The sequence below is a fragment of the Azospirillum canadense genome, from assembly GCF_025961225.1.
GTDB classification, from domain to species: Bacteria; Pseudomonadota; Alphaproteobacteria; order Azospirillales; family Azospirillaceae; genus Azospirillum; species Azospirillum canadense.
In genome coordinates, this window is record NZ_JAOQNG010000002.1 from 394,889 (window position 1) to 419,845 (window position 24,957).

The following is a 24,957-nucleotide window of genomic DNA, read 5'->3' on the forward strand; positions in this document are numbered from 1 at the left end:
CCACTGATCTTTCGACCGAGCGCATGTCCAACCTTCTCCATGATCCCTTCGTACAGTCCAGCGTCCTGCCCCTGTTGTTGGGCTTGGTGGCGGTTGGCGTCCTGCACCGGCTGGCGCCGGGGCGCCTCCTGGCGGTGGCTGGCATCGGGGCGACCTTCCTGGCCGTCTTCGCGTTGGTCGTCGGCGTCCCCGCCCTGCCCCCGCCGTCCAGCATGGGCAAGGTGTTCTGGTCCGTCGCCGGCGGGTTCGTCCTCGGTGTGGTTGCCGACGCGGTCGGCGTGAAGGGCCGCGCCGGATCGCTGCTGGCCGCCGCGTGGCTCGCCGCGTCGCTGGTCTGGATCGCCCTGCCCGCGCTCGACACGCCGGTCGCCTTCGCGACCCTCCTGGTGCTTCTACTCGTCGGGGCCTGCGTTGTCTTCGGGCGGACCGGGTCCGACGACGGCCAACGCGGCAACGCGGTCGCTCCGGCGGCGGTGCTGCTGGCCCTGGCGCTGGCCGTCGGCGGTACGGCGCTGATCGGCTCCTCGGCGTCCATCGCGCAGATGGCGCTGGCGCTCGCCGCGGCGACCGGCGGCTTCCTGCTGTGGAACTGGCCGGTCGAGCGCCATGGATGGGGCGTGTCGGGCCGGGTGGCGTCGGGCATCGCCGTCCTGCTGGCCGGCGTCCTGGCGCTCTTCACCCAGACGGAGGCCGCCGTCCTTCTGCTGGCGCTGCCCGCCCTGCTGGCCGAGCGTGTCGGCCGGCGGCTGCCGTTGCCCGACAGCGGCCTGGGCCGGGCGGCAGGCGGTGCGGTGGTCACCGTCCTCACCGTTCTTCCGGCGCTGATCGCCATCGGCGTCGCCTATCTCCTCGGCGGCGCGGAAGCGTCGCCCTACTGAAACCTACCCATTCCATCCCCATTCTGACTTCGGAGTTTCCTTGATGAAGAAGACCCTGTTCGCCGCCGCCCTGTTCGCCACCGCTGCCATGGGTGCCCTCGCACCGGCCTCGGCCGCCCCGGTCACCTACAAGATCGACCCGGCGCACCTGAGCGTGGCGTTCATCGTCAACCATGTCGGCTTCTCCAACGTGATCGGCCGCTTCAACACCGCCGCCGGCGATGTCACCTTCGACAAGGACGCCGTGGAGAAGAGCGCGGTGAACGTGTCCATCGACACCGCCAGCGTCGACACCAACCACGCCAAGCGCGACGACCACCTGCGCTCCCCGGACTTCTTCAACGCGAAGGAGTTCCCGAAGTTGACCTTCAAGAGCTCGAAGATCGAGAAGACGGGCGCCAAGACCGGCAAGCTGTACGGCGACCTGACCATGCTGGGCGTCACCAAGCCGGTCGTCCTGGACGTCACTTTCAACAACGAGGGCGTCAGCCCGGCCAGCAAGCTGGAGACGGTCGGCTTCTCCGCCCGCGGCACGGTCAAGCGCACCGACTTCGGCATGAAGTACGGCGCCCCGGCCATCGGCGACGAAATCCAGCTGCTGATCGAGGCCGAGGCCGTGAAGGCCTGACAGCTCGGCTGTTAACCCCTGGAGGGGACCGGTCCGCCGGTCCCCTTCCCTATTCATCCAGGCCGTTTCAGGAGCCGTCATGCCGCAGTTGGTGAATGGCGAGTGGGTCAAGGGCCACATCGCCGCGAGCGAGATCAAGGACGGCGCTTTCCATCGCGAGCCGACGCGCTTCCGGTCCTGGATCACTCCGGACGGTTCCCCCGACGCTGAGGGCAACCCGACCCTGCCGGCGGAGGCCGGGCGCTATCACCTCTATGTCTCGTACCTGTGCCCGTGGGCGTCTCGCACGCTGATCTTCCGCGCGTTGAAGGGGCTGGAGCGGGTGATCGGCCTGTCCGTCGCCGAGCCGGTGATCGGGGAGGACGGCTGGGTCTACGCCGAGCCGCAGGTCGCGGCCGAGGGCATGGCGCCCTTTCGGGAGCACTGGCACCTCTACACCGCGTCCGACCCGACCTACACCGGCAAAGTGTCGGTCCCCGTGCTGTGGGACCGCAAGGAGCGCCGCATCGTCAACAACGAGTCGGCGGACATCATCCGCATCCTGAACAGCGCCTTCGACGGGCTGACCGGCAACAGGCTGGACCTTTATCCGCAGACGCTACGGGCGGAGATCGACGCCTGGAACGACCTGATCTACCCCAACGTCAACAACGGCGTGTACCGCTGCGGCTTCGCCAAATCGCAGGCGAGCTACGACGAGGCCTTCGACAGCCTGTTCGCCACGCTGGAGAGGCTGGAGGAGCGTCTGGAACTCAGCCGCTATCTGGCCGGGGAATACTTGACCGAGGCCGACTGGCGCCTGTTCGTGACGCTGGTGCGTTTCGACAGCGCCTATCACGGCGCCTTCAAATGCAACCTGAAGCGCATCGAAGACTATCCGAACCTGTCGAACTACCTGCGGGAGCTGTACCAGTGGCCCGGAATCCGGGACACGGTGAACCTCGCCCACATCAAGGCCGGCTACTACATCAACCCAGCGATCAACCCGACGCTGATCGTCCCGAAAGGCCCGCTGCTGGATCTCGACCGGCCGCACGACCGCGACCGGCTGCCGGGCCAGGGCATCTGGCGCTCTGCGTAAGCGGGCCCAGGGTCACAGCGCGGCGGTGGCCACCAGCCGGTCGCGCAGCCAGCGCTGGGCCGGGTGGTCGGTCGTGCGGTCGTGCCAGACCATGGCCATGCTGAAGCCCGGCACAGGCACTGGCGGTTCCAGCACCCGCAGCCGGGCGGCGCGGTCGCGCGCCACATGCTCCGGCACCAGCGCGATCATGTCCGACCGCTCGATGATCTCCGGCACGATCAGGAAGCCGGGGGCCGACAGGACGACGCGCCGTGACCGGCCGTGCGCCGCAAGCGCCGCGTCGGTCGGCCCGGTAAAGCCGCCCCCGCGCGGCGACACGATGACGTGGTCCAGCGCGCAGAAGGTGTCGAGGTCGAGCGCATCGCCGACCGAGGGGTGGTCGCGGCGCACGATCGCCACGTAGCGTTCGGCGAACAGGACGCGCATGCGCAGCGGCTCGGGCGCCGCGTCCGGGGTCATCAGGGCGAGATCAACGTCACCCCGCTCCATCTGTGCCACGAGGGTGCCTGCGTCGAGCGCGCGGAAGGCAAACCGAAGATTCGGAGCCTCCTGGGACAGCGCGAAGACGAGCGGCATCAGGATGGCGTACTGGACGAAGTCGCTGGCCGCGATCGACACCGCGAAATCCGCGGCGATCGGGTCGAACGACGCCCCCGCGGCGACCACGCCGCGAAGCTCCTCCAACGCGCGGCGCAGCGGTTCCTGGAGGTCCAGCGCCCGCTGCGTCGGGATCATCCCGCGTTGCGCCGGCAGGAGCAGCGGATCCCCGAACAGGTCACGCAGCCGCGCCAGCTGCGCCGACAGGGCCGGTTGGCTAAGGTTCAGCCGCTTGGCGGCGCGGGTCACGTTGCGCTCCGCCAGCAGCGCGTCGAGCGCGACGAGCAGATTGAGGTCGACGTTCCTATCCATGATATGGATACCAGCACAGAGATTTCGCGATTTCAAGAATAGCAGACCATGGCGCCAGATTGAGTTAATCCTTTCCAACCCACGGAGCCTGACCCGTGAACGTCTTCCTGATCCACGCCCATCCCGAACCGAATTCGCTGAACGGTTCCCTGAAGGATCTCGCCGTCGAAACCCTGACCGGGCTCGGCCACAGCGTCCAAGTCTCCGACCTCTACGCCATGAACTGGAAGGCGGTCGCGGACGCCGACGATTTCGCGAACCGGGTGAACCCGGAAAAGCTCAACTACGCCTACGAATCCAAGCACGCCTTCCTCGGCGGCACGCAGCGCGACGACGTCGCCGCGGAGCAGGCCAAGCTGCTGTGGGCGGACGCGGTGATCCTGCAATTCCCGCTGTGGTGGTACTCGATGCCGGCCATCATGAAGGGGTGGTTCGAGCGCGTCTACGCTTATGGCTTCGCCTACGGCGTCGGGGAGCATGCGGGCGAGCGTTACGGCGAACGCTTTGGGGAGGGCAACCTGCTCGGCCGGCGCGCGCTGGTGTCGATGACCGTCGGCGGGAAGGAGTCCCACTACACCCCGCGCGGGGTGAACGGCGCGCTGGACGACGTGCTCTGGCCGATCCAGCACGGGACGCTGTTCTATCCGGGCATGGCGGTGCTCGATCCCTTCGTCGTCTATCAGGCCAACCGCATCACCCCCGGCCAGTGGGAGGACATTGCGGACCGCTACCGCGCGCGCCTGCGCGGCCTGTTCACCGACACGCCGATCCCCTTCCGGCGGCAGAACGGCGGCCATTACGACGGGCAGCAGGTCCTGAAGGACGGGCTGGGCGGAGCCGAGACGGGAACGCGCATCCATCTGGTGCAACCCGGCGACCCGCCGGAATACCCGCTGCCGCCGCGCTGAAGTCAGCCGGCCTTGTCGGCGACCGCCGTCCGGTTCGCGATGAAGCGGGCGAGCGGCGGGCCGACCAGAAGCACCAGCACCAGCCGCGCCGTCTGCATCGCCATCACGAAGGGCACGTCCACCTGGCTCGACGTCGCGATGATCGCCACGGAATCGGCGCCGCCGGGGCTGGTCGCCAGATAGGCGGTCAGCGGGTCGACGTCGGCCACGAGGACGAGGCCCATGGCGAACAGCCCGCACAGCGCGATCAGGGCCAGGGTGGACCCGACCACGTGCGGCAGGGCACGCGCCACATGGACGAAGATCGCGCGGTTGAAGCGCAGGCCGATGCTCCAGCCAATGAAGGCGTAGCTGACGGCCAGCAGCCAGGGCGGCAGCTCGATGGTCAGCCAGCCGCCCCCGTGCAGCGCCACCCCCGCCGCCATGGGCAGCAGCAGCGGCCCGGCGGGGACGCGCAGAAAGCGCGCCGCCACGACGCCGAAAACGGCGACGGCCAGCGTCCCGGCGAAGGGGCCCCAGGCGACGGGCGGGAACCACACGATGTCCGGAACAGCCCCGGACGCGCTCGCCCCGAACAGCTTGGCGACCAGCGAGGCGGCGGCGGCAACGAAGAAGACCCGCAGATACTGCATGAAGGCGACCAGCCGGACGTCGGCGCCGTAGGCGTCGGCCATCAGCGTCATCGCCGACGCCGCCCCGGCCGAGGATCCCCACACCGCGGCCGTGCCCGGCAGGACGCGCCAGCGGGTCAGCAGGTAGCCAAGCGCGCTGCTCGCCACGATCACCGACCCGATGCCGCCCAGGAACAGCGGCCAGTCCCGGGCCATCTCCGCCAGGATGGATGGCGGAATCGCCCGCGCGATCATGCAGCCGAGGATGGCCTGCGCGCCGACGACCGTCTGCTTCGGCAATCGTACCGTCCCGCCGCCGACCGACAGGACGATCGCCGCGACCATGGGGCCGAGCAGAAGCGCCGCCGGAAGACGCGCAAGCTCCAGCAGAGCGACGAAGGCCAGGGACAGGGTGAGAAGGCTTGCCCAGCGCAGGGCGGGTCGGTCAAGCACGGTGCGCGTCATCCCGCGGCATGGATGGGTCCGAGCCCAATATTGGCGACGGCGCCGCCGGGAAGGAGCGTTGATACAGTGGTGCAGACATCCCCGCTCAACATGGCGAGGAGACATTTACTCCTGATCGGCGGGCTCCGCGGCGCGTTCGGGGAAGACCTCCTCCACGCGGACGCCGGATTCGCGGCAGATGCGGCCCAGCCGTTCGGACGGCAGCGCGTCGGTCACGAAGGTGTGGATTTGCGAGATGTGGCCGATGCGCACCGGGGCGGTGCGCTCCAGCTTGCTGCGGTCGGCGACCAGGATGACGTGGCGGGCGTTCGCCATGATGGCCTGCGACACCCGCACCTCGCGGTAGTCGAAGTCGAGCAGCGCGCCGGTCTCGTCGATGGCCGAGGCGCCGACCACGGCGAAATCCACCATGAACTGGTTGAAGAAGTCGATGGCCGCCTCGCCGACGATGCCACCGTCCGACCGCCGCACCACGCCGCCGGCCACGATCACCTCGATGTGCGGTTCCGGCCGCAGGAGGTTGGCGACGTTGATGTTGTTGGTGATGACCACCAGCCCCGACCGGCCCTGGAGCGCGCGCGCCACCTCTTCCGTCGTCGTGCCGATGTTGATGAAAAGAGAGGAGTTGTCGGGCACCAGTTGCGCCGCGCGCTGCCCGATGGAGCGCTTCTCCTCCTGCGCGATCAGCCGCCGCGCCTCGTAGCCCAGATTCTCGATGCCCGATCCGGCCACGGCGCCGCCATGCACCCGTTGCAGCAGGCGGCGGTCGCACAGCTCGTTCAGGTCCTTGCGGATGGTCTGCGGGGTGACGTTGAAGCGCGACGCCAAATCCTCCACGACCACGCGCCCCAGGTTGCGGGCGATCGCCAGGATCTCGGTCTGCCGGGGTGTCATCATCTCCATGTTGCGCGGAACCCCTCCCCTAGTCTGCCTATTCAAGCAGCAACCAAGGTTCGCCCGCAAGTTCATTCGAAAGCCGGATCCACACATTGGCCCGTCCGGTCAAAGCCGTTGGCCCGCATCGTCGAAGAGGTGTGCGGTTTCGCCATGCAGGTTCAGGCACAGCCGGTCTCCGGCGCCGACGGGGATGTCGCCTTCCATGCGCACCAGCATGCGCTGCCCGTCCTCAAGCGTGACGTGGCAGTGCGTCTCGCCGCCCAGCCGCTCCACCGCCAGGACGGTGGCCGGCATGCCGTCCTCCGCCACCCCGACATGCTCTGGACGGACGCCCAGGGTCAGACGCGTCCCCACGGGGGGCGACGCGCTCTCCACCGGGATTTGCAGGGTGGCTTCACCCGGCAGCCCGACCGCTACGGCGCCACCCTCGGCCGCTGCGACCACGACCTCCAGGAAGTTCATGGCCGGGGAGCCGATGAAGCCCGCCACAAAGCGGTTGCGCGGCCGGTGGTAGAGGTCGAGCGGCCTGCCCACCTGCTCCACCCGCCCGGCGTTCAGCACGACGATGCGGTCGGCGAGCGTCATCGCCTCCACCTGATCGTGCGTCACGTAGATCATGGTGGCGCGCAGGTCGTCCTTCAGTTTGGCGATCTCCATGCGCGTCTGCACGCGGAGTGCTGCGTCCAGGTTCGACAGCGGCTCGTCGAACAGGAAAACCTTCGGCTCCCGCACGATGGCCCGGCCGATGGCGACGCGCTGGCGCTGCCCGCCGGAGAGGTCGCGCGGCTTGCGCTCCAGCAAGTTCTCGATCTGGAGCAGGCGGGCGGCGGCCCGCACGCGCTCCTCAATCGTGCGCTTGTCGGTGCGCGACAGGGTCAGGCCGAAGGCCATGTTGTCGTAGGCCGTCATGTGCGGATAGAGCGCGTAGGACTGGAACACCATGGCGATCCCGCGCTTGGCCGGGGGCAGGTCGTTCACCAGCGCGCCGTCGATGGACAGGTCTCCGTCGCTGAGGTCTTCCAGCCCGGCGATCAGGCGCAGCAGGGTGGACTTGCCGCAGCCCGACGGGCCGACGAAGGCCACGAACTCCCCGTCACGGATGTCCAGGTCCACGCCATGGATCACCTCGAAGCGGCCGAAGCTCTTGCGCACCCCGCGCAGCGTGACGGCGGCCATCGGCGTCAGCCCTTCACGGCGCCGGCGGTCAGGCCGGACACGATGCGGCGCTGGAACACCAGCACCAGGGCAATCAACGGCACCGTCACCACGACAGACGCCGCCATGATCTGGCCCCAGGGAAGCTCGTACTGGCTGGCCCCGGACATCAGGGCGATGGCGACCGGCACGGTGCGCGCCTCGTCGGTCAGGGTGAAGGTCAGGGCGAACAGGAACTCGTTCCAGGCGGCGATGAAGGCCAGCAGCCCGGTCGCCGCCAGCGCCGGCCCCATCAAGGGCAGGAACACCCGCGTCACGATCACGAAGGGGGACGCGCCGTCCACCATGGCGGCCTCCTCCAGTTCCTTGGGCAGTTCGCGCATGAAGGTGGTCAGCACCCACACGGTGAAGGGCAGCGTGAAGATCATGTAGGACAGCACCAGCGACCCCATCCGGTTGTAAAGGCCAAGCCAGCGCACCAGCTCGAACAGGCCCGACAGCACGGCCACCTGCGGGAACATCGACACGCCCAGCACGACGAGCAGAAGCAGCGTCCGCCCGCGGAACGCCACCCGACCCAGCGCGTAAGCCGCGGCGACCGCGAGCCCCAGCGACAGCGCGACCACCGACAGCGAGACGCCCAGCGAGTTGAGGATGTTTCGCCCGAAGGGCTGCTGGCTGAAGATGGCCCGGTAATTGTCCAGGGAGGGGTGGAACGGCCAGGCCTCCACCGTGAACAGCGCGCTTCCCGCCTTCAGCGAGGTCACGATCGCCCAATAGAAGGGAAACACCGCGTAGAAAACGATCCCCAGAACGAGGAGCCCGAAGGCGATGCGTCCGGCGGTGCGTCGAAGGCGCATGGTCGTCCTCCTGGATTCAGCGATTCACCACAGAGGCACGGAGACACAGAGGGCGTGGTTTCTCTGTGTCTCCGTGCCTCTGTGGTTCAAAAACCTCGTCATCGCCCCGCCTCGAACCGCACCCGCCCCAGCGTGATCGCCGCGACCGTCGCGAGCGCGAGAATCAGCACCAGCAGCGTCGCGGCAGCGGAGCCGTAGCCGACGTCCTGGAAGTCGATCAGATATTGCCGCGCGTAGACCGACATCGACATGGTCGAACGGCTGTTGCCGGTCAGCACATACATCAAGTCGAACACGCGCAGCGCGTCCAGCGTGCGGAACAGCACCGCGACCATCAGGGCCGGGCGGATCAGCGGCAGCGTGATGCGGAAGAAGACCTTCACCGGGTGCACCCCGTCCACCCGCGCCGCCTCGTAGATGTCCTGGGGCAGCATCTGGAGGGCGGCCAGGATCAGCAGCGCCATGAAGGGCGTCGACTTCCACACGTCCACCGCGATGACGACCGGCAGCGCCAGATGCGGGTCCGCCGTCCAAGCCTGCGGCTGGGCGATGACGCCGAGCCCGAGCAGGGCCGCGTTCACGACGCCGTATAGGTCGTGGAACATCCAGCCCCACATCTGGGCGGACACGACGGTCGGGATCGCCCAGGGGATCAGCACGGCGGCGCGCAGCAGCCCGCGCCCCGGCAGATGCGCGTTCAGCGTCAACGCGACGACCAGCCCCAGCGCCGTTTCCAGCGACACCGACACCACCGTGAACAGCACCGTGTTCCACACCGCGCGCCACCAGACCGGATCGCGCATCAGCCACAGATAGTTGTCGAGCCCGACGCGCGCGTAGGCGTCCAGGGTGGCGAGCGTCGCGTCGGTGAAGGAGTAATAGACGGTGCGGGCCAGCGGCCAGCCGGCCACCGCGGCCAGCACCACCAGCATCGGCAGCAGGAACAGCCACGCCGAGCGGCGGCGCTGCCGCGTCAGGCCGGACGCCCTGGCCCCCGCACCGCTCACCAACGCCCTCCCCGGCTGATGCGGACCAGCGCCTCCTTCAACCGGGCCAGAGTCTCCGCGGCGGGTTGCTGGCCGCTCAGCACCTCGTGCGTGTCGCTGAAGAACTCCGAGGACACTTGGTTGTAGCGCATGCCCGTCGCCTGGGCCGGCCGGTTGACCGTGCTGCCGATGGACTTGGCGAGGTCGCCGAAGAAGGGGTTGGCGGCCAGCACCTGCGGGTCGTCATACAGGGCCGGGATGGTCGGATTGGCCCCGCCCTGGATGGCGCGGCGCTTCTGCTCCTCGGGGCTGGTCAGGGACCGTGCGAGGTCGACCGCTTCGGGGATGTGGGCGGAAAATTTGCTGACCGCCAGCAGCTGTCCGCCCAGCGTCGCGGCGTGCCGCCCGTCCGGCCCGCCTTTGGGCAACGGCACGACGGCGACCTTGCCACGCACCGGGCTGTCCGGCCCGTCGACCAGCGTCCAGGCGTAGGGCCAGTTGCGCATGAAGACGGCGTTGCCGGACTGGAAGACGCCGCGCGCCTCCTCCTCCATGTAGTTCAGGACACCGAGCGGGCTGATGCGGTCGATCCAGCCCCGCGCGATGGTCAGCGCCTCGACGGCGCGCGGGTTGTCGATGGTGATGGTGCCGTCGGGGTCGACAATGGTGCCGCCGTTGCGGCTGGCCACCCACTCCAGCGCGTTGACCGTCAGCCCCTCATAGGCCCGGCCCTGCCAGACATAGCCCCACATGCGTTCATTGCCGGCGGCACGCTCCGCCTTCTGGATCAGAGCGGCGGTCTCCTGAAGCTCCTCCCACGTCTCCGGCACCGGGCGCTGGTGCTTGTCCAGCAGATCCTTGCGGACGTAGAGCAGCCCGACGTCGGCGAACCAGGGCAGAGCGACCAGCCGTCCCTTCACCGTCGCCGCGTCGATCATGGCCGGCAGGTGTTGGGCGATGGTGGCCGGGTCGACCGCGTCCCGCATGTCGACGAAATAGGCGCCGAGGATGCCCGGCCAGACCACGTCGATCTGGAAGACGTCGATGTCCGCGGATCCCGCGGCCAGCAGCTGCTGGTAGAGGGCCAGCTGCTCCCCCGCCCCCTTCGGCGGGGAGACGAAGCGCACCTCGTTGCCGGTGCGCTCCGCCCAGTTCCGCGCGCCGTCCCGGCAGAGGTCCGACGCGATGCCCAGCCCGCTGCAGGCGAGCGTGACTGTCGCCCCGGCGGCCACAGCGGAATGGGCCGCAGGCGCCGTCAGCAACCCGGCGAGAAGGAACGCCCACAGCCGCGCCATCGGGGTCCACTCCGTTCAACAACGGATTGGAAACCCCAGGGCCGCGGTTGGGTTCCCGCCCCTTACGCCCCTGCACTTAAGCCAGGGCTTCGGCTTGGCGGCGGCAGTGCAGCAGGCTGAACAGGCCGAAGGGGGGAACGGTTTGCAACTCCTCCACCTTCAGGCGGGAGCCGGACATCAGCGTGTCCAGCGTGAAGTCCGGGCGCCAGCCCAGCTTCTTGGAGAAGGGCGCCATCCAGTTCTCGACCGAGCGGCGGATGCCCGGCTTGTCGGCCGCGAAGTGGTTGACGATCAGGATGTCGCCGCCCGGCTTGCAGACGCGTTCCAGCTCCAGCATCGTGCCCTGCGGGTCGGGGACCACCGTCATCACGTACATGGCGACGACGAGGTCGAAGCTGCCGTCGGCAAAGGCCAGCTTGCCGGCGTCCATCTCCAGCAGGCCCTCGACATTCTCCAGCCGCTCCCGGTCCACGCGCTCCTGCGCGACGCGCAGCATCTCGGTGGACAGGTCGATGCCGACGACCTGGTTGTCCTTGCGGTAGTCCGACAGCGAGATGCCGGTGCCGACGCCCACCTCCAGCACGCGCAATCCGCCGCGCCGGTTGATCCAGCGCACCGCGGCGTGGCGGCCGGAGGCCAGCAGGTTCCCGAACACCGGGTCGTAGAAGCGGGCGTAGCGCCGGTAAGCGGCGCGAATGGAGTCGGCGTCCATTGTGGCTCCCTCTCGTTTCTTGGGACGCGACCATAACGGCCTTTCGTCAGGCATGAAAGCCGTGGAGCGCGGAAGTGTTCCAGCCGCCCCGGCCGCCCCACCGGAATCCCCGGCCTTTCGCCCGGCCGGACGCGCGTGATCCGCCCGGACGGGGATGCCCGGCACGGCACGGCATCGGCCGCCGCACGCGACTCGACAGTGTCGGGGGCGGGGGTCGGCAAACGGACGCGGTGTTCCTCTCCACACCAAGGAACCAACCCGCCCTCGCAGTGTAGAAGAACGGCCGTTCACCGCTCGCGCCGGTCACCATGGTCCAGCACTGCCTTTTACCCCGATCTCTCCGCCACCGCCGGACGGAGTGCCGGCGTTGAGGACGACGTGGCTCGCGCCCGCCGTCACCGGCGTTGCGGCCCTGTTCGCCGCGGGAACCGCGCTCGCGGCGGCTGGAGGGGGCGGCCCGTCGGAAGCGGTCTTCGTCGCCCAGCTCGTCGTGCTGATCCTGCTCGGCCGCCTGCTGGGCGAGGGCATGCAGAGGGTCGGGCAGCCGGCCGTGATGGGGCCGCTGATCGCGGGAATACTGCTCGGCCCTTCCGTCTTCGGCGCGCTCTGGCCGGACGGGCAGCACGCGCTGTTCCCGGCGGATCCGGGGCAGAAGAGCATGCTGGACGCGGTCTCGCAGCTGGGCGTGCTGCTTCTTCTGCTGCTCGCCGGGATGGAAACGGACCTGTCGCTGATCCGCAAGGTTGGGCGCGCGGCCTTCAGCGTGTCCATCACCGGGATCGTCGTGCCCTTCGCCTGCGGCTTCGCGCTGGGCCAGTTCCTGCCCGACGCGATGCTGCCCAGCGCCGACCAGCGCCTCGTCACCTCGCTGTTCCTGGGCACCGCCTTGTCGATCTCGTCGGTGAAGATCGTTGCGATGGTGGTGCGCGAGATGGGTTTCGTGCGGCGCAACGTCGGGCAGGTCATCCTGGCTTCTGCGATCATCGACGACACCATCGGCTGGCTGATCATCGCCATCACCTTCAGCATCGCCTCCCAGCAGAGCTTCGACTGGTCGTCGCTTGCCAAAAGCGCCGGCGGCACCCTGGTGTTCCTGGCGGTGTCGCTGACGGTCGGGCGGCGGATGGTGGCGACGCTGATCCGGTGGACGAACGACCATTTCGTCAGCGACGCGCCGGTGCTGTCGCTGGTCGTGGTGCTGATGGGCCTGATGGCCCTGATCACCCACGCGATCGGCGTCCACACCGTGCTGGGCGCCTTCGTCACCGGGATCCTCGTCGGCACCTCCCCCATCCTGACCCGCCGTATCGACGAGCCGTTCCGCAACGTCACCACGGCCCTGTTCATGCCGGTCTTCTTCGGCGCCGCCGGGCTAAGCGCCGACCTGACGATATTGACCCAGCTGCCGCTGCTTCTGCTCACCGTCGGGCTGGTGCTGATCGCCAGCGTGGGCAAGTTCGTCGGGGCCTTCACCGGCGGGTGGATCGGCGGCATGAAGGGCCGCGAGGCGCTGGCGCTCGCGGCGGGCATGAACGCCCGCGGCTCCACCGAGGTGATCGTCGCCAGCATCGGCCTGGCGATGGGGGCGCTGACCCAGGACCTGTTCACGATGATCGTCACCATGGCGATCCTCACCACGCTGGTCATGCCGCCCACCCTGCGCGCGGCGCTGCGCCGCCTGCCGCTCGGCCGCGACGAGAAGGCCCGGCTGGAGCGCGAGGCCTTCGAGGCCAAGGGGTTTGTCCCGCGGATCGAGCGCATCCTCGTCGCCGCGGACGAAAGCCCGCCCGGACGGCTGGGCGCCCGGCTCGCCGGCATGCTGGCGGGCCTGCGCGGCCTGCCGGTCACGGTGGTTGAATTCGGCAAAGGGGCGGTGCCGGCTTCCCCCGACGGCATGGGCTCGCAGGAAGTCGTCGCCGATGCGGCGCACCGCGCGCAGGAACAGGTCGCCAAGCCGGACGACGCCCCGGAGACGGTCGAGGTGCTCGCCCGCGACCAAGCCGCCCCGGCCGAGGAGACTATCGCCGAGGAGGCCGGCAAGGGATACGACCTGCTGATGATCGGGCTGGACGAGTCCGGCACCCGTCCCGGCAACTTCCCCGATGCGGTGTCGCGAACCGCCGGCCGCTTCGACGGCGCGCTCGCCGTGGTGGCGGCCCGCGGCGATCATCGGGAAGCCCCGCTGGAAGCCCGGCTGAACATCCTGGCCGCGGTGACGGGCACGGAGCTGTCGCGCCGCAGCGCCGAGGTCGCCCTGGCACTCGGCCGCGCGGCCAACGCCCCGGTCACCATCCTCTACGTCGGCACCACGCTGGTCCGCACCGTCAACAACAGCCACGCCGCCGCGCGGCGCGACGAGGAGACGGCGCTGGCCGAGCTGGCCGGCATCGCCGCGCGCTATGGGCGCTCTGTTCGCACGCTCGCCCGCACCGACGGGGCGGCCGAGGAGACGATCCTGCGCGAGACCCGGCGGGCGGGGTGCAACCTGATCATCATGGGCGTGAGCCGGCAGGCGGGCGACGTGCTGTCCTTCGGGGCGGTGGCCGCGAACCTGCTGGAGCGCTCCGACCGGTCGCTTGTCTTCGTGGCGAGTTGAGGCGTCCAACCTTGTCGGCTCAAGGGTCGTTACACTCTGTTACCAAATAGGGTGATCGCGGACATGGGCCTGCAACGTTTGCGGCGCATCCTTTGGGCATCGGGACCAGAGCCCGATCCCACACGAGGAAGCTTTCCATGAAGCGCACCCTGCTCTCCGCCATCGTCGCCGCCGTCGCCCTGACCAGCGTGGCCGGATCGCCGGCCATGGCACAGGGATGGGGCCCCGACCATCGCGAGCCCGACCGGTATGAGCGCGAACATGGCGGCCCGCGCGGACCCGAGCCGCGCCATGTCGAACGGCGGATCGAGGAACGCCGGGTGGAGCATCGCTGGCATCCGGGCGAACGTCTGGACCGCCGTGTCTACACGGAGCGGGTCGTGATCACCCGGCCGGCAACCCACCACCTGCACCCCGCGCCGCGCGGCCACCGTTGGGTCCGCGTCGGGTCGGACGCGATCCTGGTCGTTGCAACGACCGGCTTGGTCGTGGAGGTGGCGCCCGGCATCTTCCGCTGATCGCCAGAACGGCTGACTGAAAACAGTGCGCCCCCCGGGTGTGGAACCCGGGGGGGCGCTTTCGTTTGTGCGGTTTGTGGCTTGGGCGGCGCGTCAGTCGGCGCTGGCCGCGTTGGCCGGGAGGGTGGGGGCCGCCGCGTCCTTGCCCCGCTGGCCCAGCATCAGGGCGATGATCGCGAAGGCGGTGAGGTCGAAGACGGAGAGGCAGGCGAACAGCGGCTCGTACCCGATGGTGTTGGCGAGCTGGCCGATGATCAGCGAGAAGATCATGCCGCCGAGGTAGCCGGCCATGCCGCCGAAGCCGGTCGCCGTGGCGACCTCCTGCTTCTCGAACGTGTCGGTGACCAGGGCGTAGAGCAGGCTCGACAGCATCTGGTGGGCGAAGGCACCCATGGAGAACAGGAAGATCGCGGTGATCGGGCTGCTGGACAGGCCGATGAGGGCCGGGCCGATCATGCACACCGCACCGATGCCGACGCCGGCGATGCGGGAGTTGACCAGCGTCATCTTGAAGCGCTTGGCGAAGAAGGGCGACAGGTAGCCGGACAGGATGCAGCCGAGGTCACCGAACAGGAAGGGCAGCCAGGCGAACAGGGCGAACTGCTTGATGTCCATGCCCCGGGTGCTGACCATGTACAGCGGGATCCAGAAGCTGAAGGTCTGCCAGGCCGGCTCCGTCAGGAAGCGGGCGGCGGCGATCGCCCAGAACTTGCGCTTGCCCAGAACCTTCTTCACCGACGGCTTGGCGAGCTGGGTCTGCTGCTGGCCGTCCAGGATGTAGGCGTGCTCTTCCTTCGTCAGGCGGGGATGGTTCTCCGGGTTGCGGTACAGCGACACCCACAGGAGCGACATGCCGACGCCGAGCAGGCCGGTGACGACGAACGCGACCTGCCAGCCGTAGGAGACGGACAGCCAGATGACCAGCGGCGGGGCGACCATGGCGCCGACCGAGCTGCCGGTGTTGAACCAGCCCGTGGCGATGGAGCGTTCCTTGGCCGGGAACCACAGGGTGGACGTCTTCACGCCCGAGGGCATGGCGGCGGCCTCAGAGACGCCCAGCAGGCCGCGGAAGAAGGCCATCGACTGCCAGCCGCCGGCAAAGGCGTGCAGCGCCGCGGCGGTGCCCCACAGGAAGGCGAACATGAAGTAGCCGAGCTTCAGGCCGATCAGGTCGGTGATGTAGCCGGCGACCGGCTGCATCAGGCTGTAGCAGAGCTGGAAGGCGCTGACGACGAAGGAATACTCCTCGGTCGTGAAGTGCAGTTGTTCCTTCAAAGTCGGAGCGAGGATGCCCAGCGTGTTGCGGTCGATGTAGTTGACGATCGTGCCGAGCATGACCAGGGCGAGGATTTGCCACCTCAAGCCACGGATCTTCTTCATGTTTTCCTCACTTGGCTGCCCTTCGACAGCGCCTGGGTACTCGCCGATGGCCCACTATGGGCTTCGGCGTATTGCGTTGGTGTCCTTGCGCCCGTCATAGCGCTGCGAACCCGTGAGAGCGTTATATTAATATATCAGTGACGACAGCAAGGACGAACTCGGGTTCGGAGGCCGTCTGGACACTTTGCCGCAGGACTGGTCTTACCAGCGGGCTGCGCGCCGCTCGGGACGCGCAGCTTTCGGTCGCAACGGCCAACAGGAGTGATTAGCGGGAATGGACCAGGGACACCGCCTTGCGGTCGGCCTGCGGCTGGTCCTGGGCCGCTTCCGCGTAGGCACGGCCGTAATAGCTGTCCAGCAGCAGCTGCCGGATCTCGCTGACCAGCGGGAAGCGCGGGTTGGCGCCGGTGCACTGGTCGTCGAAGGCGGCCTCCGCGATGCCGTCCAGCTTGGCGAGGAAGTCCGCCTCCGGCACGCCGGCCGCCTGGATCGACGGCGGGATGTCCAGTGTGCGCTTGAGATCTTCCACCCAGGCGATCAGCTTTTCCACCCGCTCATGGTCGCGGCTGCCGCCAAGGCCGAGGTGCCGGGCGATCTCGGCGTAGCGCGCCACCCCCTTGGGCCGGTCGTACTGGCTGAAAGCGGTCTGCTTGGTCGGGATGTCGGCCGCGTTGTAGCGGATGACGTTCGCGATCATCAGCGCGTTGGCGAGGCCGTGCGCCAAGTGGAACTCCGCCCCCAGCTTGTGCGCGATGGAATGGCACACGCCGAGGAAGGCGTTGGCGAAGGCGATGCCGGCGAGGCTGGCGGCGTTGTGCACCTGCTCCCGCGCCTTAGGATCCTTGGCGCCGTTGGCGTAGGCCGAGGGCAGATGCTCCTTCAGCAGCTTCAGCGCCTGGAGCGCCTGCCCTTCCGTGTATTCGTTCGCCAGGACGGAGACGTAGGCCTCCAGCGCGTGGGTCACCGCGTCGATGCCGCCGGCCGCGGTCAGCGACTTCGGCATGTCCATGACGAGGTTGGCGTCGATGATCGCCATGGTCGGCGTCAGTTCATAGTCGGCGATCGGGTATTTGATGCCGGTCCGCTCGTCGGTCACGACGGCGAAGGGCGTCACCTCCGATCCCGTGCCCGACGTGGTCGGGACGGCGACGAACTGCGCCTTCACGCCCAGCTTGGGGAAGGTGTAGATGCGCTTGCGGATGTCCATGAAGCGCAGGGCCAGATCCTCGAAGGCGACGTCCGGCGCCTCGTACATCACCCACATGATCTTGGCCGCGTCCATGGGCGAGCCGCCGCCCAGCGCCAGGATCACGTCGGGCTGGAAGGCGTTGGCCAGCGACAGCCCCTTGCGCACCACCGCCAGCGTCGGGTCGGCGTTGACCTCGAAGAAGGTCTCCACCTCCAGGCCCAAGCCCTTCAGGATGCGCGCCGTCTCGTTGACGTAGCCCTTCTCGAACAGGAAGCGGTCGGTGACGATCAGGCAGCGCTTCTTGCCGCGCAGTTCCTCCAGCGCGAAGGGCAGACAGCCGCGGCGGAAGTAGATGGACTTCGGCAGCTTGTGCCAGAGCATGTTCTCCGCCCGCTTGGCGACGGTCTTGCGGTTCAGCAGGTGCTGCGGCCCGACGTTCTCCGAGATCGAGTTGCCGCCCCACGACCCGCAGCCGAGCGTCAGCGACGGCGCGAGGCGGAAGTTGTAGAGGTCGCCGATACCGCCCTGCGAGGACGGCGTGTTGATCAGGATGCGCGCCGTCTTCATGCGGTCGCCGAAGACGCGGATGCGCTCCGGCTGCTGGTCCTGGTCGGTGTAGAGGACGGAGGTGTGGCCGATGCCGCCCAGCGCCACCAGCGCCGCCGCCGTGTCGCAGGCCTCGCGAAAGTCCTTCGCACGATACAGCGCCAGCGTCGGCGACAGCTTCTCATGCGCGAAGGCCTCCTCCTCCGACACGTCGGAGACTTCGGCGATCAGCACCTTGGTGGAGGACGGCACCGTGATGCCGGCCATTTCCGCGATGGCGTGCGCTGACTGCCCGACGATGGCGGCGTTGAGGTTGCCGTCCGTCAGCAGCACCTTGCGCACCGCCACGGCTTCTTCCGCAGACAGGAGGTGGCCGCCGTGCTTGGCGAAGCGGTCGCGCACCGCGTCATAGACCGAATCCACGACGATGGCCGACTGTTCCGACGCGCAAACGACGCCGTTGTCGAAGGTCTTGGACATCAGGATGGAGGCGACAGCGCGCTTGATGTCGGCGAACTCGTCGATCACCGCCGGGGTGTTGCCGGCGCCGACGCCGATCGCCGGCTTGCCCGACGAATAGGCCGCCCGCACCATGCCCGGCCCGCCGGTGGCGAGGATCAGGTTGATGTCGGGGTGGTGCATCACCGCGTTGGACAACTCCAGCGACGGCTCGTCGATCCAGCCGATGATGCCCTCCGGCGCGCCGGCCTCCACCGCCGCCTGCAGCACCAGCCGGGCTGCCTCGCAGGTCGCCTTGCGGGCGCGGGGGTGCGGCGAGAAGACGATGCCGTTGCGCGTCTTCAGGCTGATCAGCGCCTTGAAGATGGCCGTGGAGGTCGGGTTGGTGGTGGGCACGATGGCGCAGATCAGGCCGACCGGCTCCGCGATCGTCATGATGCCGTATTCCGGATCCTCGTCGAGGATGCCGCAGGTCTTCTCGTCCTTGTACTTGTTGTAGATGTATTCGGACGCGAAGTGGTTCTTGACGACCTTGTCCTCCATCACGCCCATGCGCGTCTCCTCCACCGCCAGCTTGGCGAGCGGGATGCGGGCGTTGGCGGCGGCGAGTGCGGCGCTGCGGAAGATGCGGTCGACCTTGTCCTGCGGGAAGTCGGCGTAGACGCGTTGCGCGTCCCGGACGGTGGCGATCAGGTCGTTGAGTTCGGCGAGCGTGGTGACGGTCATGCAGGGTTTCGCCTTCGGAGGGCGCCTCAACGGGTGGCGCGCGGACGAGCGTTCCGGTCCAGCCACCGCGCCCATGGGGCGGTCTGTCGGGGGTCTGGTGCCCGGGATGCCGCGCCGGTCCTCACGTCCGGCGATCGCGCGGGGATGGTCGCAGCCTTTCGGATCAGGCTCGGCAACCGTTCGATGGGGCGACTATGGTGCCCACCCCCGGTGCGGCAACATGACCCAGGTCAACGATTCGCACGCTGCCCGTTTTCGGTCACACGGTTGCTTAACCCTCTCTGCGGAGGGGAGAGGGGACTTTGTCGACGCTGCTCCCCCTGCGACAAAGGATCTCTATGGGCCGTTCCACACCAAATCCCCTTTGCCATGCACATTGATATATTAGTATAGCAATAGCGCACGAACCGTTGGGCAAGGATACCCGGACCATGTCGCACCACGTCGAACTCCGGCGCGAGAATTTCCGCACGACCGTCGATGGCAGGCCGGTTGACCTGTTCACGCTGCGCAACCGAAGCGGCATGGTGGTGCGCGTCACCAACTATGGCGCCAAGATCGAGCAGCTGCTGGTCCCCGACCGCAACGGCACGCTCGGCGACGTGGTCCAGGGTTACGAGACCATCGAGCAGGTGATGAACGGCCAAGCCTCCATGGGCTCCTTCATCGGCCGCTACTGCGGGCGCATCGCGCAGGGGCGCTTCCTGCTGGACGGCGTGGAGCAGCGCACCAGCGTCAACAACCCGCCCAACACACTGCACGGCGGCACGCGCGGCTCCCGCTTCCGCGTGTTCGACGCACGCCAGTTGGACGATTCCAGCCTGGAACTGACCTACGTGTTCCAGGATGGTGAGGAAGGCTTCCCCGGCACCCTGCCCGTCCGCCTCGTCTATTCGGTGGACGAGGACAACGCGCTGACGATCGCCTGGACCGCCGTGGCGGTGGACAAGACGACCGTGGCCAACTTCACCGACCACACCTTCTTCAACCTGTCGGGCGACGCCGGCGCCTCCATCCTCGACCATGTCGCCACGGTCAACGGCAGCCGCTATCTGGCGCTCGACGCGACCGGGGCGCCGACCGGAGCAATGGTGGACGTGACCGGCACGCCGTACGACTTCCGCTCCCCCACCGCGCTCGGCACCCGGATCAATGCTAAGGATCCGATGCTGGCGCAGGGCAAGGGCTACGACCTGCATTATGTGGTGGAAAAGCCAGCCGGCGCGTTGGCCGTCCACGCCCGCGTCCTGCACCCGGCCAGCGGCCGGACGCTGGAGGTTCGCTCGACCGAACCGGGCATCCAGCTCTACACCGGCAATTTCCTGGAAGGCAAAACGCCGCGCGACGTGGGCAAGGGCAACACGCTCTACACCAAGCACAGCGCCTTCTGCCTGGAACCGTCGCATTTCCCCAACTCCGTCAACGTGCCGAGTTTCCCCTCCACGGTGCTGAAACCCGGCCAATGGTACGCGGGCCGGATCGTCTACGCCTTCGGCGTCTCGTGACGCGCCGCAACAGACACCGCCGCCCGCACCTCGACCGCGACCCAGACCAATCCTCTTGCGGAGCCAGTTCCGAAATGACCACAGGAACCCCGATCCGGCGTTTCCGGCAGACGAAGATCGTCGCCACGCTGGGCCCGTCCTCCTCCACCCCCGCCATGATCCGGTCCCTGTTTGAGGCCGGCGTGGACGTCTTCCGCCTGAACTTCAGCCACGGCACGCACGCCGACCATGGCGAGCGCCTGCGCGCCATCCGCGCGCTGGAGCAGGAGATGCAGCGCCCCATCGCCGTCATGGCCGACCTCCAGGGGCCGAAGCTGCGGCTGGGCACCTTCGCCAACGGCCCGGTGACGCTGACCGTCGGACAGCGCTTCCGCCTGGACCTGTCTTCGTTACCTGGCGACACCACGCGGGTCGGCATGCCGCACCCGGAGATCTTCGCCGCCCTCCAGCCGGAGACCGACCTGCTGCTTGATGACGGCAAGGTCCGCCTGCGCGTCGTCGATTGCAGCGCGGAGCACGCCGACACCATCGTGGTCGCCGGCACCCGCCTGTCCGACCGCAAGGGCGTCAACGTTCCCGACGTGGTGCTGCCGCTGTCACCGCTGACCGCCAAGGATCGCGCCGACCTCGTCTTCGCGCTCGACCAGGGCGTGGACTGGGTGGCACTCTCCTTCGTGCAGCGGCCGGAGGACGTGGCCGAGGCGCGCAAGCTGATCGACGGCCGCGCCGCCCTGCTGTCCAAGCTGGAAAAGCCACAGGCCATCCAGCACCTGGAGCGCATCGTCGAACTGTCGGACGGTGTCATGGTCGCCCGCGGCGACCTGGGTGTCGAAATGCCGCCGGAGGACGTGCCGAGCTTGCAGAAGCGCATCGTCCATCAGGCGCGCCTCGCCGGCAAGCCGGTGATCGTGGCCACGCAGATGCTGGAATCGATGATCAGCGCCCCGGCCCCAACCCGCGCGGAGGCGTCGGACGTGGCCACCGCCATCTTCGACGGCGCCGACGCGGTGATGCTGTCGGCGGAGACGGCGTCGGGCAGCTATCCGATCGAGGCTGTGTCGATCATGGACCGCATCGCGCGGCGCGTGGAGACCGACCCGCTCTACCGCACCATGATGGACGCCTCGCACGCCGACCCGCAGGAGACGGCGGCCGACGCCATCACCGCGGCGGCCCGGCAGGTCGCCCACACCATCCACGCCGCGGCGATCGTCACCTACACGACCAGCGGCTCCACCACGCTGCGCGCGGCGCGCGAGCGGCCGGAGGTGCCGATTCTCTGCCTGACCGCCAGCGCCGCGGCGTCGCGCCGGCTGGTGCTGGCCTACGGCGTGCACAGCGTGCTGACCGAGGACGTGCAGAACTTCTCCGACATGGTGCACAAGGCCACGCGCATCGCGTACCTGCACGGCCTTGCCGAGGACGGGCAGCGGCTGGTCATCACCGCGGGCGTGCCCTTCGGCATGCCGGGTTCCACCAACATCCTGCGCATAGCCTGGGTCGAGCGGCCCAGCCGGCCGGCGGGTTCCACGGCGCGCAACGCGCAGGACGTCCCGTCAGACCTTCAGTCCTCGAATGAATTGACACCGGTCATGGCCGGCGCCGAGGACTGACCTAGGATGGCACCGCGCCGATGCGGCAGATCCGCGCGCATCGGCGCGTTATCCAGAGGTGCCCCATGCTCAGCCCGTTGTTCATGAACCAGCCGGCGCCCGCCGGGATGGGACCGTCCGTGCGCGGCTGGGTCCATTCGGTGGAAACCGGCGGTTCCGTGGACGGCCCCGGCCTGCGCTACATCCTGTTCCTGGCCGGATGCCCGCTGCGCTGTCAGTACTGCCACAACCCCGACACCCACCACATGCACGACGGCGCGCCGTCGCAGTCCACCGACGTGCTGGCGGAGATCGCGACCTACGCGGATTTCCTGAAGCGCGCCCACGGCGGGCTGACGATCAGCGGCGGGGAGCCGCTGGTGCAGCCGGAATTCTGCGCGGCGATCTTCCGCGGGGCCAAACAGATGGGCCTGCACACGGCGCTGGACACGTCCGGGTTCCTGGGCGCACACGCCGACGACCATCTGCTGGCCGACATCGACCTTGTCCTGCTGGACATCAAGGCCTTCAAGGAATCGACCTACCGCACGGTGACCGGCGTGCCGCTGCGCTCGACGCTGGAGTTCGCGGATCGCCTGTCGGTGCTGAAAAAGCCGACTTGGCTGCGCTACGTGCTGGTTCCGGGCCTGACCGACGACCTGGACGAGATCAAGGGCTTGGCCGAGTTCGCCGCCGGCCTGGGCGTGGTGGAGCGTGTGGACGTCCTGCCCTTCCACAAGATGGGCGAGTACAAGTGGCGCGAGTTGGGCCTGCCCTACAAGCTTTCCAATACGGAGCCCCCGTCGACCGACCTGACCTGGCGGGTGCGCGAATGCTTCCGGGTGCAAGGGCTCCCGGTGGCGTGACACGAGGATCATGATCATGGACACGCATGGCATGGACACACAGGGCATGCCGGGGCTCCCGTCGACCCCGGTGACTCCGCAGCCGTCGTTGGACGCCCTGCTCCCCGACGCCATCGCCGTGGCGGCGGAAAACCTGGGCGTGAAGAAGGCGAGCTACGACACCGCGACTCTCTTCGCGCTGGCGATCCTGGCCGGCGCCTTCATCGCGCTGGGCGGCCTGTTCGCCACCGTTGCCATGTCGGGGGCGGAGGGCATGATGCCCTACGGCGTCACCCGGCTGCTGGGCGGGCTGGTCTTCTCGCTTGGCTTGGTCCTGGTGCTGGTCGGCGGCGCGCAGCTGTTCACCGGCGACGCGCTGATGGTCATGGCTTGGGCCAGCGGCCGGCTGAAGACCAGGACGATGCTGAAGGTCTGGACCACCGTGTGGCTGGGCAACTTCGTCGGCGCGGCCGGCACGGCGGTCCTGGTGTTCCTGTCCGGGCAATACACCTTCGGCCATGGGGCGGTCGGCGCCTCCGCGCTCTATTTCGCGACGGCCAAGAGCGGCCTGCCGACCGACCAGGCCTTCTTCCTCGCCATCCTCTGCAACGTGCTGGTCTGCCTGGCGGTGTGGCTGGCGCTCGGCGCGCGCAGCGTCACCGACAAGATCCTGGCCGTGACGCTGCCCGTCGCCGCCTTCGTCGCGGCAGGGTTCGAGCACTGCGTCGCCAACATGTATTTCGTTCCGCTCGGCCTGCTGATCGAGCACGGCGCCCCGGCCTCCTTCTGGGCCGACCTGGGGCGGAGCGCGCCGGTCATCCCGGTCGGGCACTTCCTCGTCAACCTCGCCGCGGTGACGCTGGGCAACTGGGTCGGTGGCGCATTGTTGGTCGGCGGCGTCTACTGGTTCATCTACCGCCGTCCGAGCCGCCGGACGCCGCACTGACAAGCGGCCACACGGACAACCGCGGGTTCTGCGACACTGTGGCGCGCAGCCGCGCCACAGCCGGAGGTCCCGTCCGCCCGCGTAGTATATTAGTATCTAAATCTCGACCGGGTGGCGGCTCAGGGCCTGCTTGTGGCGTTCCAGACGCTCCTGCAAGGTGTCGCCTTTGCGCAGCGCCACGGCAATGGACAGTATGTCGCCGAGGACCAGATGGCTGATGCGCGACGTCAGGGGCGAGGTGATGTCGAAGTCTTCCGAGACGTCCGACAGCAGGCTCACCGTCGCGATCTGCGCCAGCGGCGAGCCGGCGCGTGTCAGCGCGACCACCTCCGCCCCGGCGGACAAGGCGTTCTGCACGCTGTCGAGCATGTCGCGGGTGCGCCCGGAACTGGACACGGCGACGACCACGTCGCCGGGTGCCAGCGACAGGGCCGAGACGAAATAGACGTGCGGGTCGGTGTAGGCGACCGTGGGCGTGCCCAGCCGGAAGAAGCGGCGCTGGATGTCCTCGGCCACTGTGCCGGAGTTGCCGGAGCCGTAGAATTCGATCCGCCGCGCCTTCGCCAGCAAGTCGGCCGCGCGCTCCACCGCCTCCGCCGACAGGTTGTTCCGGGCCTGCATCAGCGTGGCGATCGTCCGGTCGAACACCTTGCCGGCCACCCCGGCCACCGCGTCGTCGGCGCTGACCTCCTGGTGGATGAAGGGCATGCCGGCGGCGATGTCCTGGGCCAGCTTGATCTTGAATTCGCGGAAGCCGCTGCACCCCAGCGCGGTGCAGAAGCGCGCGATGGTCGGTTCGCTGACGCCGGAGCGCTGCGCCATCTCGGCCATGGACAGGGAGATCACCTCCCCCGGCTGGGCCAGGACGCAGTCGGCCAGCTTCCGCTCCGACGGACGGAGCTGGTCGCGCACCGCCATGATTCTCGCCAGCATCGTTTCCTCTCCCGCATTCCGGATGCGCGGCACCCTAGCACAGATAGCAAAACTACATGGGTTAATATCCGCGGGCTATCGGCTATCGCCATCGCGCCAATGAATCATCAATAACTGCGACATCACGCCACAGCGAAATGCCGATAAACGACTGAGTGTACTTGGTTTTATTCTTGCGCAGCGACCCATACGGGTCTATGTAGCAAAACTACAAAACGAGCTTGACCCCGACGGTTCCCAAGCCCGCTTGCTATGGTCCCCGTTCCAGGGTCGACCAGTGAACCGTCGAAGAGACACGCGGCCAAGGCCGCACCGACGCCCTTTCGTGAGGATACAT

General features: G+C 68.3%; 21 protein-coding genes. 10 read left to right on the forward strand and 11 right to left on the reverse strand.

Translation table 11 applies throughout. The features are described from left to right. Window positions 1-23: 23 nt before the first annotated feature. From M2351_RS16405 to M2351_RS16415, 3 genes are all read left to right on the forward strand, one after another. Window positions 24-878 carry a hypothetical protein gene (locus tag M2351_RS16405; RefSeq protein WP_264657188.1) on the forward strand — a complete coding sequence of 285 codons (855 nt, stop codon included), beginning with the start codon at window positions 24-26 and terminating at the stop codon, window positions 876-878. A 43-nt stretch (window positions 879-921) separates the two neighbouring features. Next, a complete protein-coding gene (locus tag M2351_RS16410) occupies window positions 922-1,506 on the forward strand; it encodes a YceI family protein (protein ID WP_264657189.1) in 585 nt (194 codons plus the stop codon). Window positions 1,507-1,585: 79 nt separating this feature from the next. Further along, on the forward strand, window positions 1,586-2,587 hold the full coding sequence (locus tag M2351_RS16415; protein WP_264657190.1) for a glutathione S-transferase family protein: 1,002 nt from the start codon (window positions 1,586-1,588) through the stop codon (window positions 2,585-2,587). Between the two features lie 12 nt (window positions 2,588-2,599). On the opposite strand, the gene M2351_RS16420 is transcribed toward M2351_RS16415, so the two are convergent. After that, a complete protein-coding gene (locus tag M2351_RS16420) occupies window positions 2,600-3,496 on the reverse strand; it encodes a LysR family transcriptional regulator (RefSeq protein WP_264657191.1) in 897 nt (298 codons plus the stop codon). Between the two features lie 95 nt (window positions 3,497-3,591). Between M2351_RS16420 and M2351_RS16425 the strand changes: the two genes are divergently transcribed. Continuing rightward, a complete protein-coding gene (locus M2351_RS16425) occupies window positions 3,592-4,404 on the forward strand; it encodes an NAD(P)H-dependent oxidoreductase (RefSeq protein WP_264657192.1) in 813 nt (270 codons plus the stop codon). A gap of 2 nt (window positions 4,405-4,406) precedes the next feature. On the opposite strand, the gene M2351_RS16430 is transcribed toward M2351_RS16425, so the two are convergent. The 7 genes from M2351_RS16430 to M2351_RS16460 all read right to left on the reverse strand — a co-directional run bounded on the left by M2351_RS16430 (window position 4,407) and on the right by M2351_RS16460 (window position 11,385). Continuing rightward, the gene (locus M2351_RS16430; protein WP_264657193.1) at window positions 4,407-5,468 is read right to left on the reverse strand and encodes an AbrB family transcriptional regulator; all 1,062 of its coding nucleotides are present in this window, start codon (window positions 5,466-5,468) and stop codon (window positions 4,407-4,409) included. A gap of 117 nt (window positions 5,469-5,585) precedes the next feature. Continuing rightward, a complete protein-coding gene (locus M2351_RS16435) occupies window positions 5,586-6,383 on the reverse strand; it encodes a DeoR/GlpR family DNA-binding transcription regulator (protein WP_264657194.1) in 798 nt (265 codons plus the stop codon). Between the two features lie 99 nt (window positions 6,384-6,482). Further along, window positions 6,483-7,553 (reverse strand): ABC transporter ATP-binding protein, encoded by a 1,071-nt coding sequence (locus M2351_RS16440; protein ID WP_264657195.1) that lies wholly within the window; start codon window positions 7,551-7,553, stop codon window positions 6,483-6,485. A gap of 5 nt (window positions 7,554-7,558) precedes the next feature. Further along, window positions 7,559-8,392 carry a carbohydrate ABC transporter permease gene (locus M2351_RS16445; RefSeq protein ID WP_264657196.1) on the reverse strand — a complete coding sequence of 278 codons (834 nt, stop codon included), beginning with the start codon at window positions 8,390-8,392 and terminating at the stop codon, window positions 7,559-7,561. A 98-nt stretch (window positions 8,393-8,490) separates the two neighbouring features. After that, complete coding sequence (locus M2351_RS16450) at window positions 8,491-9,399, reverse strand: carbohydrate ABC transporter permease (protein ID WP_454464588.1); 909 nt, start codon at window positions 9,397-9,399, stop codon at window positions 8,491-8,493. Next, window positions 9,396-10,673 carry an ABC transporter substrate-binding protein gene (locus M2351_RS16455; RefSeq protein ID WP_264657197.1) on the reverse strand — a complete coding sequence of 426 codons (1,278 nt, stop codon included), beginning with the start codon at window positions 10,671-10,673 and terminating at the stop codon, window positions 9,396-9,398. The genes M2351_RS16450 and M2351_RS16455 overlap by 4 nt, the downstream gene beginning before the upstream one ends. Before the next feature lie 76 nt (window positions 10,674-10,749). After that, window positions 10,750-11,385, reverse strand: coding sequence for a class I SAM-dependent methyltransferase (locus tag M2351_RS16460; protein ID WP_264657198.1), 636 nt, complete (start codon window positions 11,383-11,385; stop codon window positions 10,750-10,752). A 367-nt stretch (window positions 11,386-11,752) separates the two neighbouring features. Between M2351_RS16460 and M2351_RS16465 the strand changes: the two genes are divergently transcribed. Continuing rightward, entirely contained in the window at window positions 11,753-13,981 is a 2,229-nt protein-coding gene (locus M2351_RS16465) for a cation:proton antiporter domain-containing protein (protein ID WP_264657199.1), read from the forward strand. 137 nt (window positions 13,982-14,118) lie between these two features. Then, window positions 14,119-14,499 (forward strand): RcnB family protein, encoded by a 381-nt coding sequence (locus M2351_RS16470; protein WP_264657200.1) that lies wholly within the window; start codon window positions 14,119-14,121, stop codon window positions 14,497-14,499. 93 nt (window positions 14,500-14,592) lie between these two features. Here the strand turns inward: M2351_RS16470 and M2351_RS16475 are convergent, their stop codons facing one another. Then, the gene (locus M2351_RS16475; protein WP_264657201.1) at window positions 14,593-15,879 is read right to left on the reverse strand and encodes an MFS transporter; all 1,287 of its coding nucleotides are present in this window, start codon (window positions 15,877-15,879) and stop codon (window positions 14,593-14,595) included. Between the two features lie 265 nt (window positions 15,880-16,144). Beyond that, window positions 16,145-18,799, reverse strand: a complete 2,655-nt coding sequence (gene adhE / locus M2351_RS16480; protein WP_264657202.1) for a bifunctional acetaldehyde-CoA/alcohol dehydrogenase — start codon at window positions 18,797-18,799, stop codon at window positions 16,145-16,147. Window positions 18,800-19,230: 431 nt separating this feature from the next. On the opposite strand from adhE, the gene M2351_RS16485 reads away from it, so the two are divergent. From M2351_RS16485 to M2351_RS16500, 4 genes are all read left to right on the forward strand, one after another. After that, window positions 19,231-20,304 carry an aldose epimerase family protein gene (locus tag M2351_RS16485; RefSeq protein ID WP_264657203.1) on the forward strand — a complete coding sequence of 358 codons (1,074 nt, stop codon included), beginning with the start codon at window positions 19,231-19,233 and terminating at the stop codon, window positions 20,302-20,304. Between the two features lie 74 nt (window positions 20,305-20,378). After that, a complete protein-coding gene (gene pyk / locus M2351_RS16490; RefSeq protein WP_264657204.1) occupies window positions 20,379-21,917 on the forward strand; it encodes a pyruvate kinase in 1,539 nt (512 codons plus the stop codon). Window positions 21,918-21,982: 65 nt separating this feature from the next. Further along, a complete protein-coding gene (gene pflA, locus M2351_RS16495) occupies window positions 21,983-22,762 on the forward strand; it encodes a pyruvate formate-lyase-activating protein (protein ID WP_264657205.1) in 780 nt (259 codons plus the stop codon). A 16-nt stretch (window positions 22,763-22,778) separates the two neighbouring features. After that, window positions 22,779-23,687 (forward strand): formate/nitrite transporter family protein, encoded by a 909-nt coding sequence (locus M2351_RS16500; RefSeq protein WP_264657206.1) that lies wholly within the window; start codon window positions 22,779-22,781, stop codon window positions 23,685-23,687. A gap of 96 nt (window positions 23,688-23,783) precedes the next feature. On the opposite strand, the gene M2351_RS16505 is transcribed toward M2351_RS16500, so the two are convergent. Continuing rightward, window positions 23,784-24,620 (reverse strand): MurR/RpiR family transcriptional regulator, encoded by an 837-nt coding sequence (locus M2351_RS16505; protein WP_264657207.1) that lies wholly within the window; start codon window positions 24,618-24,620, stop codon window positions 23,784-23,786. Between the last annotated feature and the right edge of the window lie 337 nt (window positions 24,621-24,957).

What these genes read in the sequence shown, in the direction of transcription:
- M2351_RS16405 (WP_264657188.1), top strand. Translation starts at nt 24, where the DNA reads ATGTCCAACCTTCTCCATGATCCCTTCGTACAGTCCAGCGTCCTGCCC.
- M2351_RS16410 (WP_264657189.1), top strand. Translation starts at nt 922, where the DNA reads ATGAAGAAGACCCTGTTCGCCGCCGCCCTGTTCGCCACCGCTGCCATG.
- M2351_RS16415 (WP_264657190.1), top strand. Translation starts at nt 1,586, where the DNA reads ATGCCGCAGTTGGTGAATGGCGAGTGGGTCAAGGGCCACATCGCCGCG.
- M2351_RS16420 (WP_264657191.1), bottom strand. Translation starts at nt 3,496, where the DNA reads ATGGATAGGAACGTCGACCTCAATCTGCTCGTCGCGCTCGACGCGCTG.
- M2351_RS16435 (WP_264657194.1), bottom strand. Translation starts at nt 6,383, where the DNA reads ATGGAGATGATGACACCCCGGCAGACCGAGATCCTGGCGATCGCCCGC.
- M2351_RS16440 (WP_264657195.1), bottom strand. Translation starts at nt 7,553, where the DNA reads ATGGCCGCCGTCACGCTGCGCGGGGTGCGCAAGAGCTTCGGCCGCTTC.
- M2351_RS16445 (WP_264657196.1), bottom strand. Translation starts at nt 8,392, where the DNA reads ATGCGCCTTCGACGCACCGCCGGACGCATCGCCTTCGGGCTCCTCGTT.
- M2351_RS16455 (WP_264657197.1), bottom strand. Translation starts at nt 10,673, where the DNA reads ATGGCGCGGCTGTGGGCGTTCCTTCTCGCCGGGTTGCTGACGGCGCCT.
- M2351_RS16460 (WP_264657198.1), bottom strand. Translation starts at nt 11,385, where the DNA reads ATGGACGCCGACTCCATTCGCGCCGCTTACCGGCGCTACGCCCGCTTC.
- M2351_RS16470 (WP_264657200.1), top strand. Translation starts at nt 14,119, where the DNA reads ATGAAGCGCACCCTGCTCTCCGCCATCGTCGCCGCCGTCGCCCTGACC.
- M2351_RS16475 (WP_264657201.1), bottom strand. Translation starts at nt 15,879, where the DNA reads ATGAAGAAGATCCGTGGCTTGAGGTGGCAAATCCTCGCCCTGGTCATG.
- adhE (WP_264657202.1), bottom strand. Translation starts at nt 18,799, where the DNA reads ATGACCGTCACCACGCTCGCCGAACTCAACGACCTGATCGCCACCGTC.
- M2351_RS16485 (WP_264657203.1), top strand. Translation starts at nt 19,231, where the DNA reads ATGTCGCACCACGTCGAACTCCGGCGCGAGAATTTCCGCACGACCGTC.
- pyk (WP_264657204.1), top strand. Translation starts at nt 20,379, where the DNA reads ATGACCACAGGAACCCCGATCCGGCGTTTCCGGCAGACGAAGATCGTC.
- pflA (WP_264657205.1), top strand. Translation starts at nt 21,983, where the DNA reads ATGCTCAGCCCGTTGTTCATGAACCAGCCGGCGCCCGCCGGGATGGGA.
- M2351_RS16500 (WP_264657206.1), top strand. Translation starts at nt 22,779, where the DNA reads ATGGACACGCATGGCATGGACACACAGGGCATGCCGGGGCTCCCGTCG.
- M2351_RS16505 (WP_264657207.1), bottom strand. Translation starts at nt 24,620, where the DNA reads ATGCTGGCGAGAATCATGGCGGTGCGCGACCAGCTCCGTCCGTCGGAG.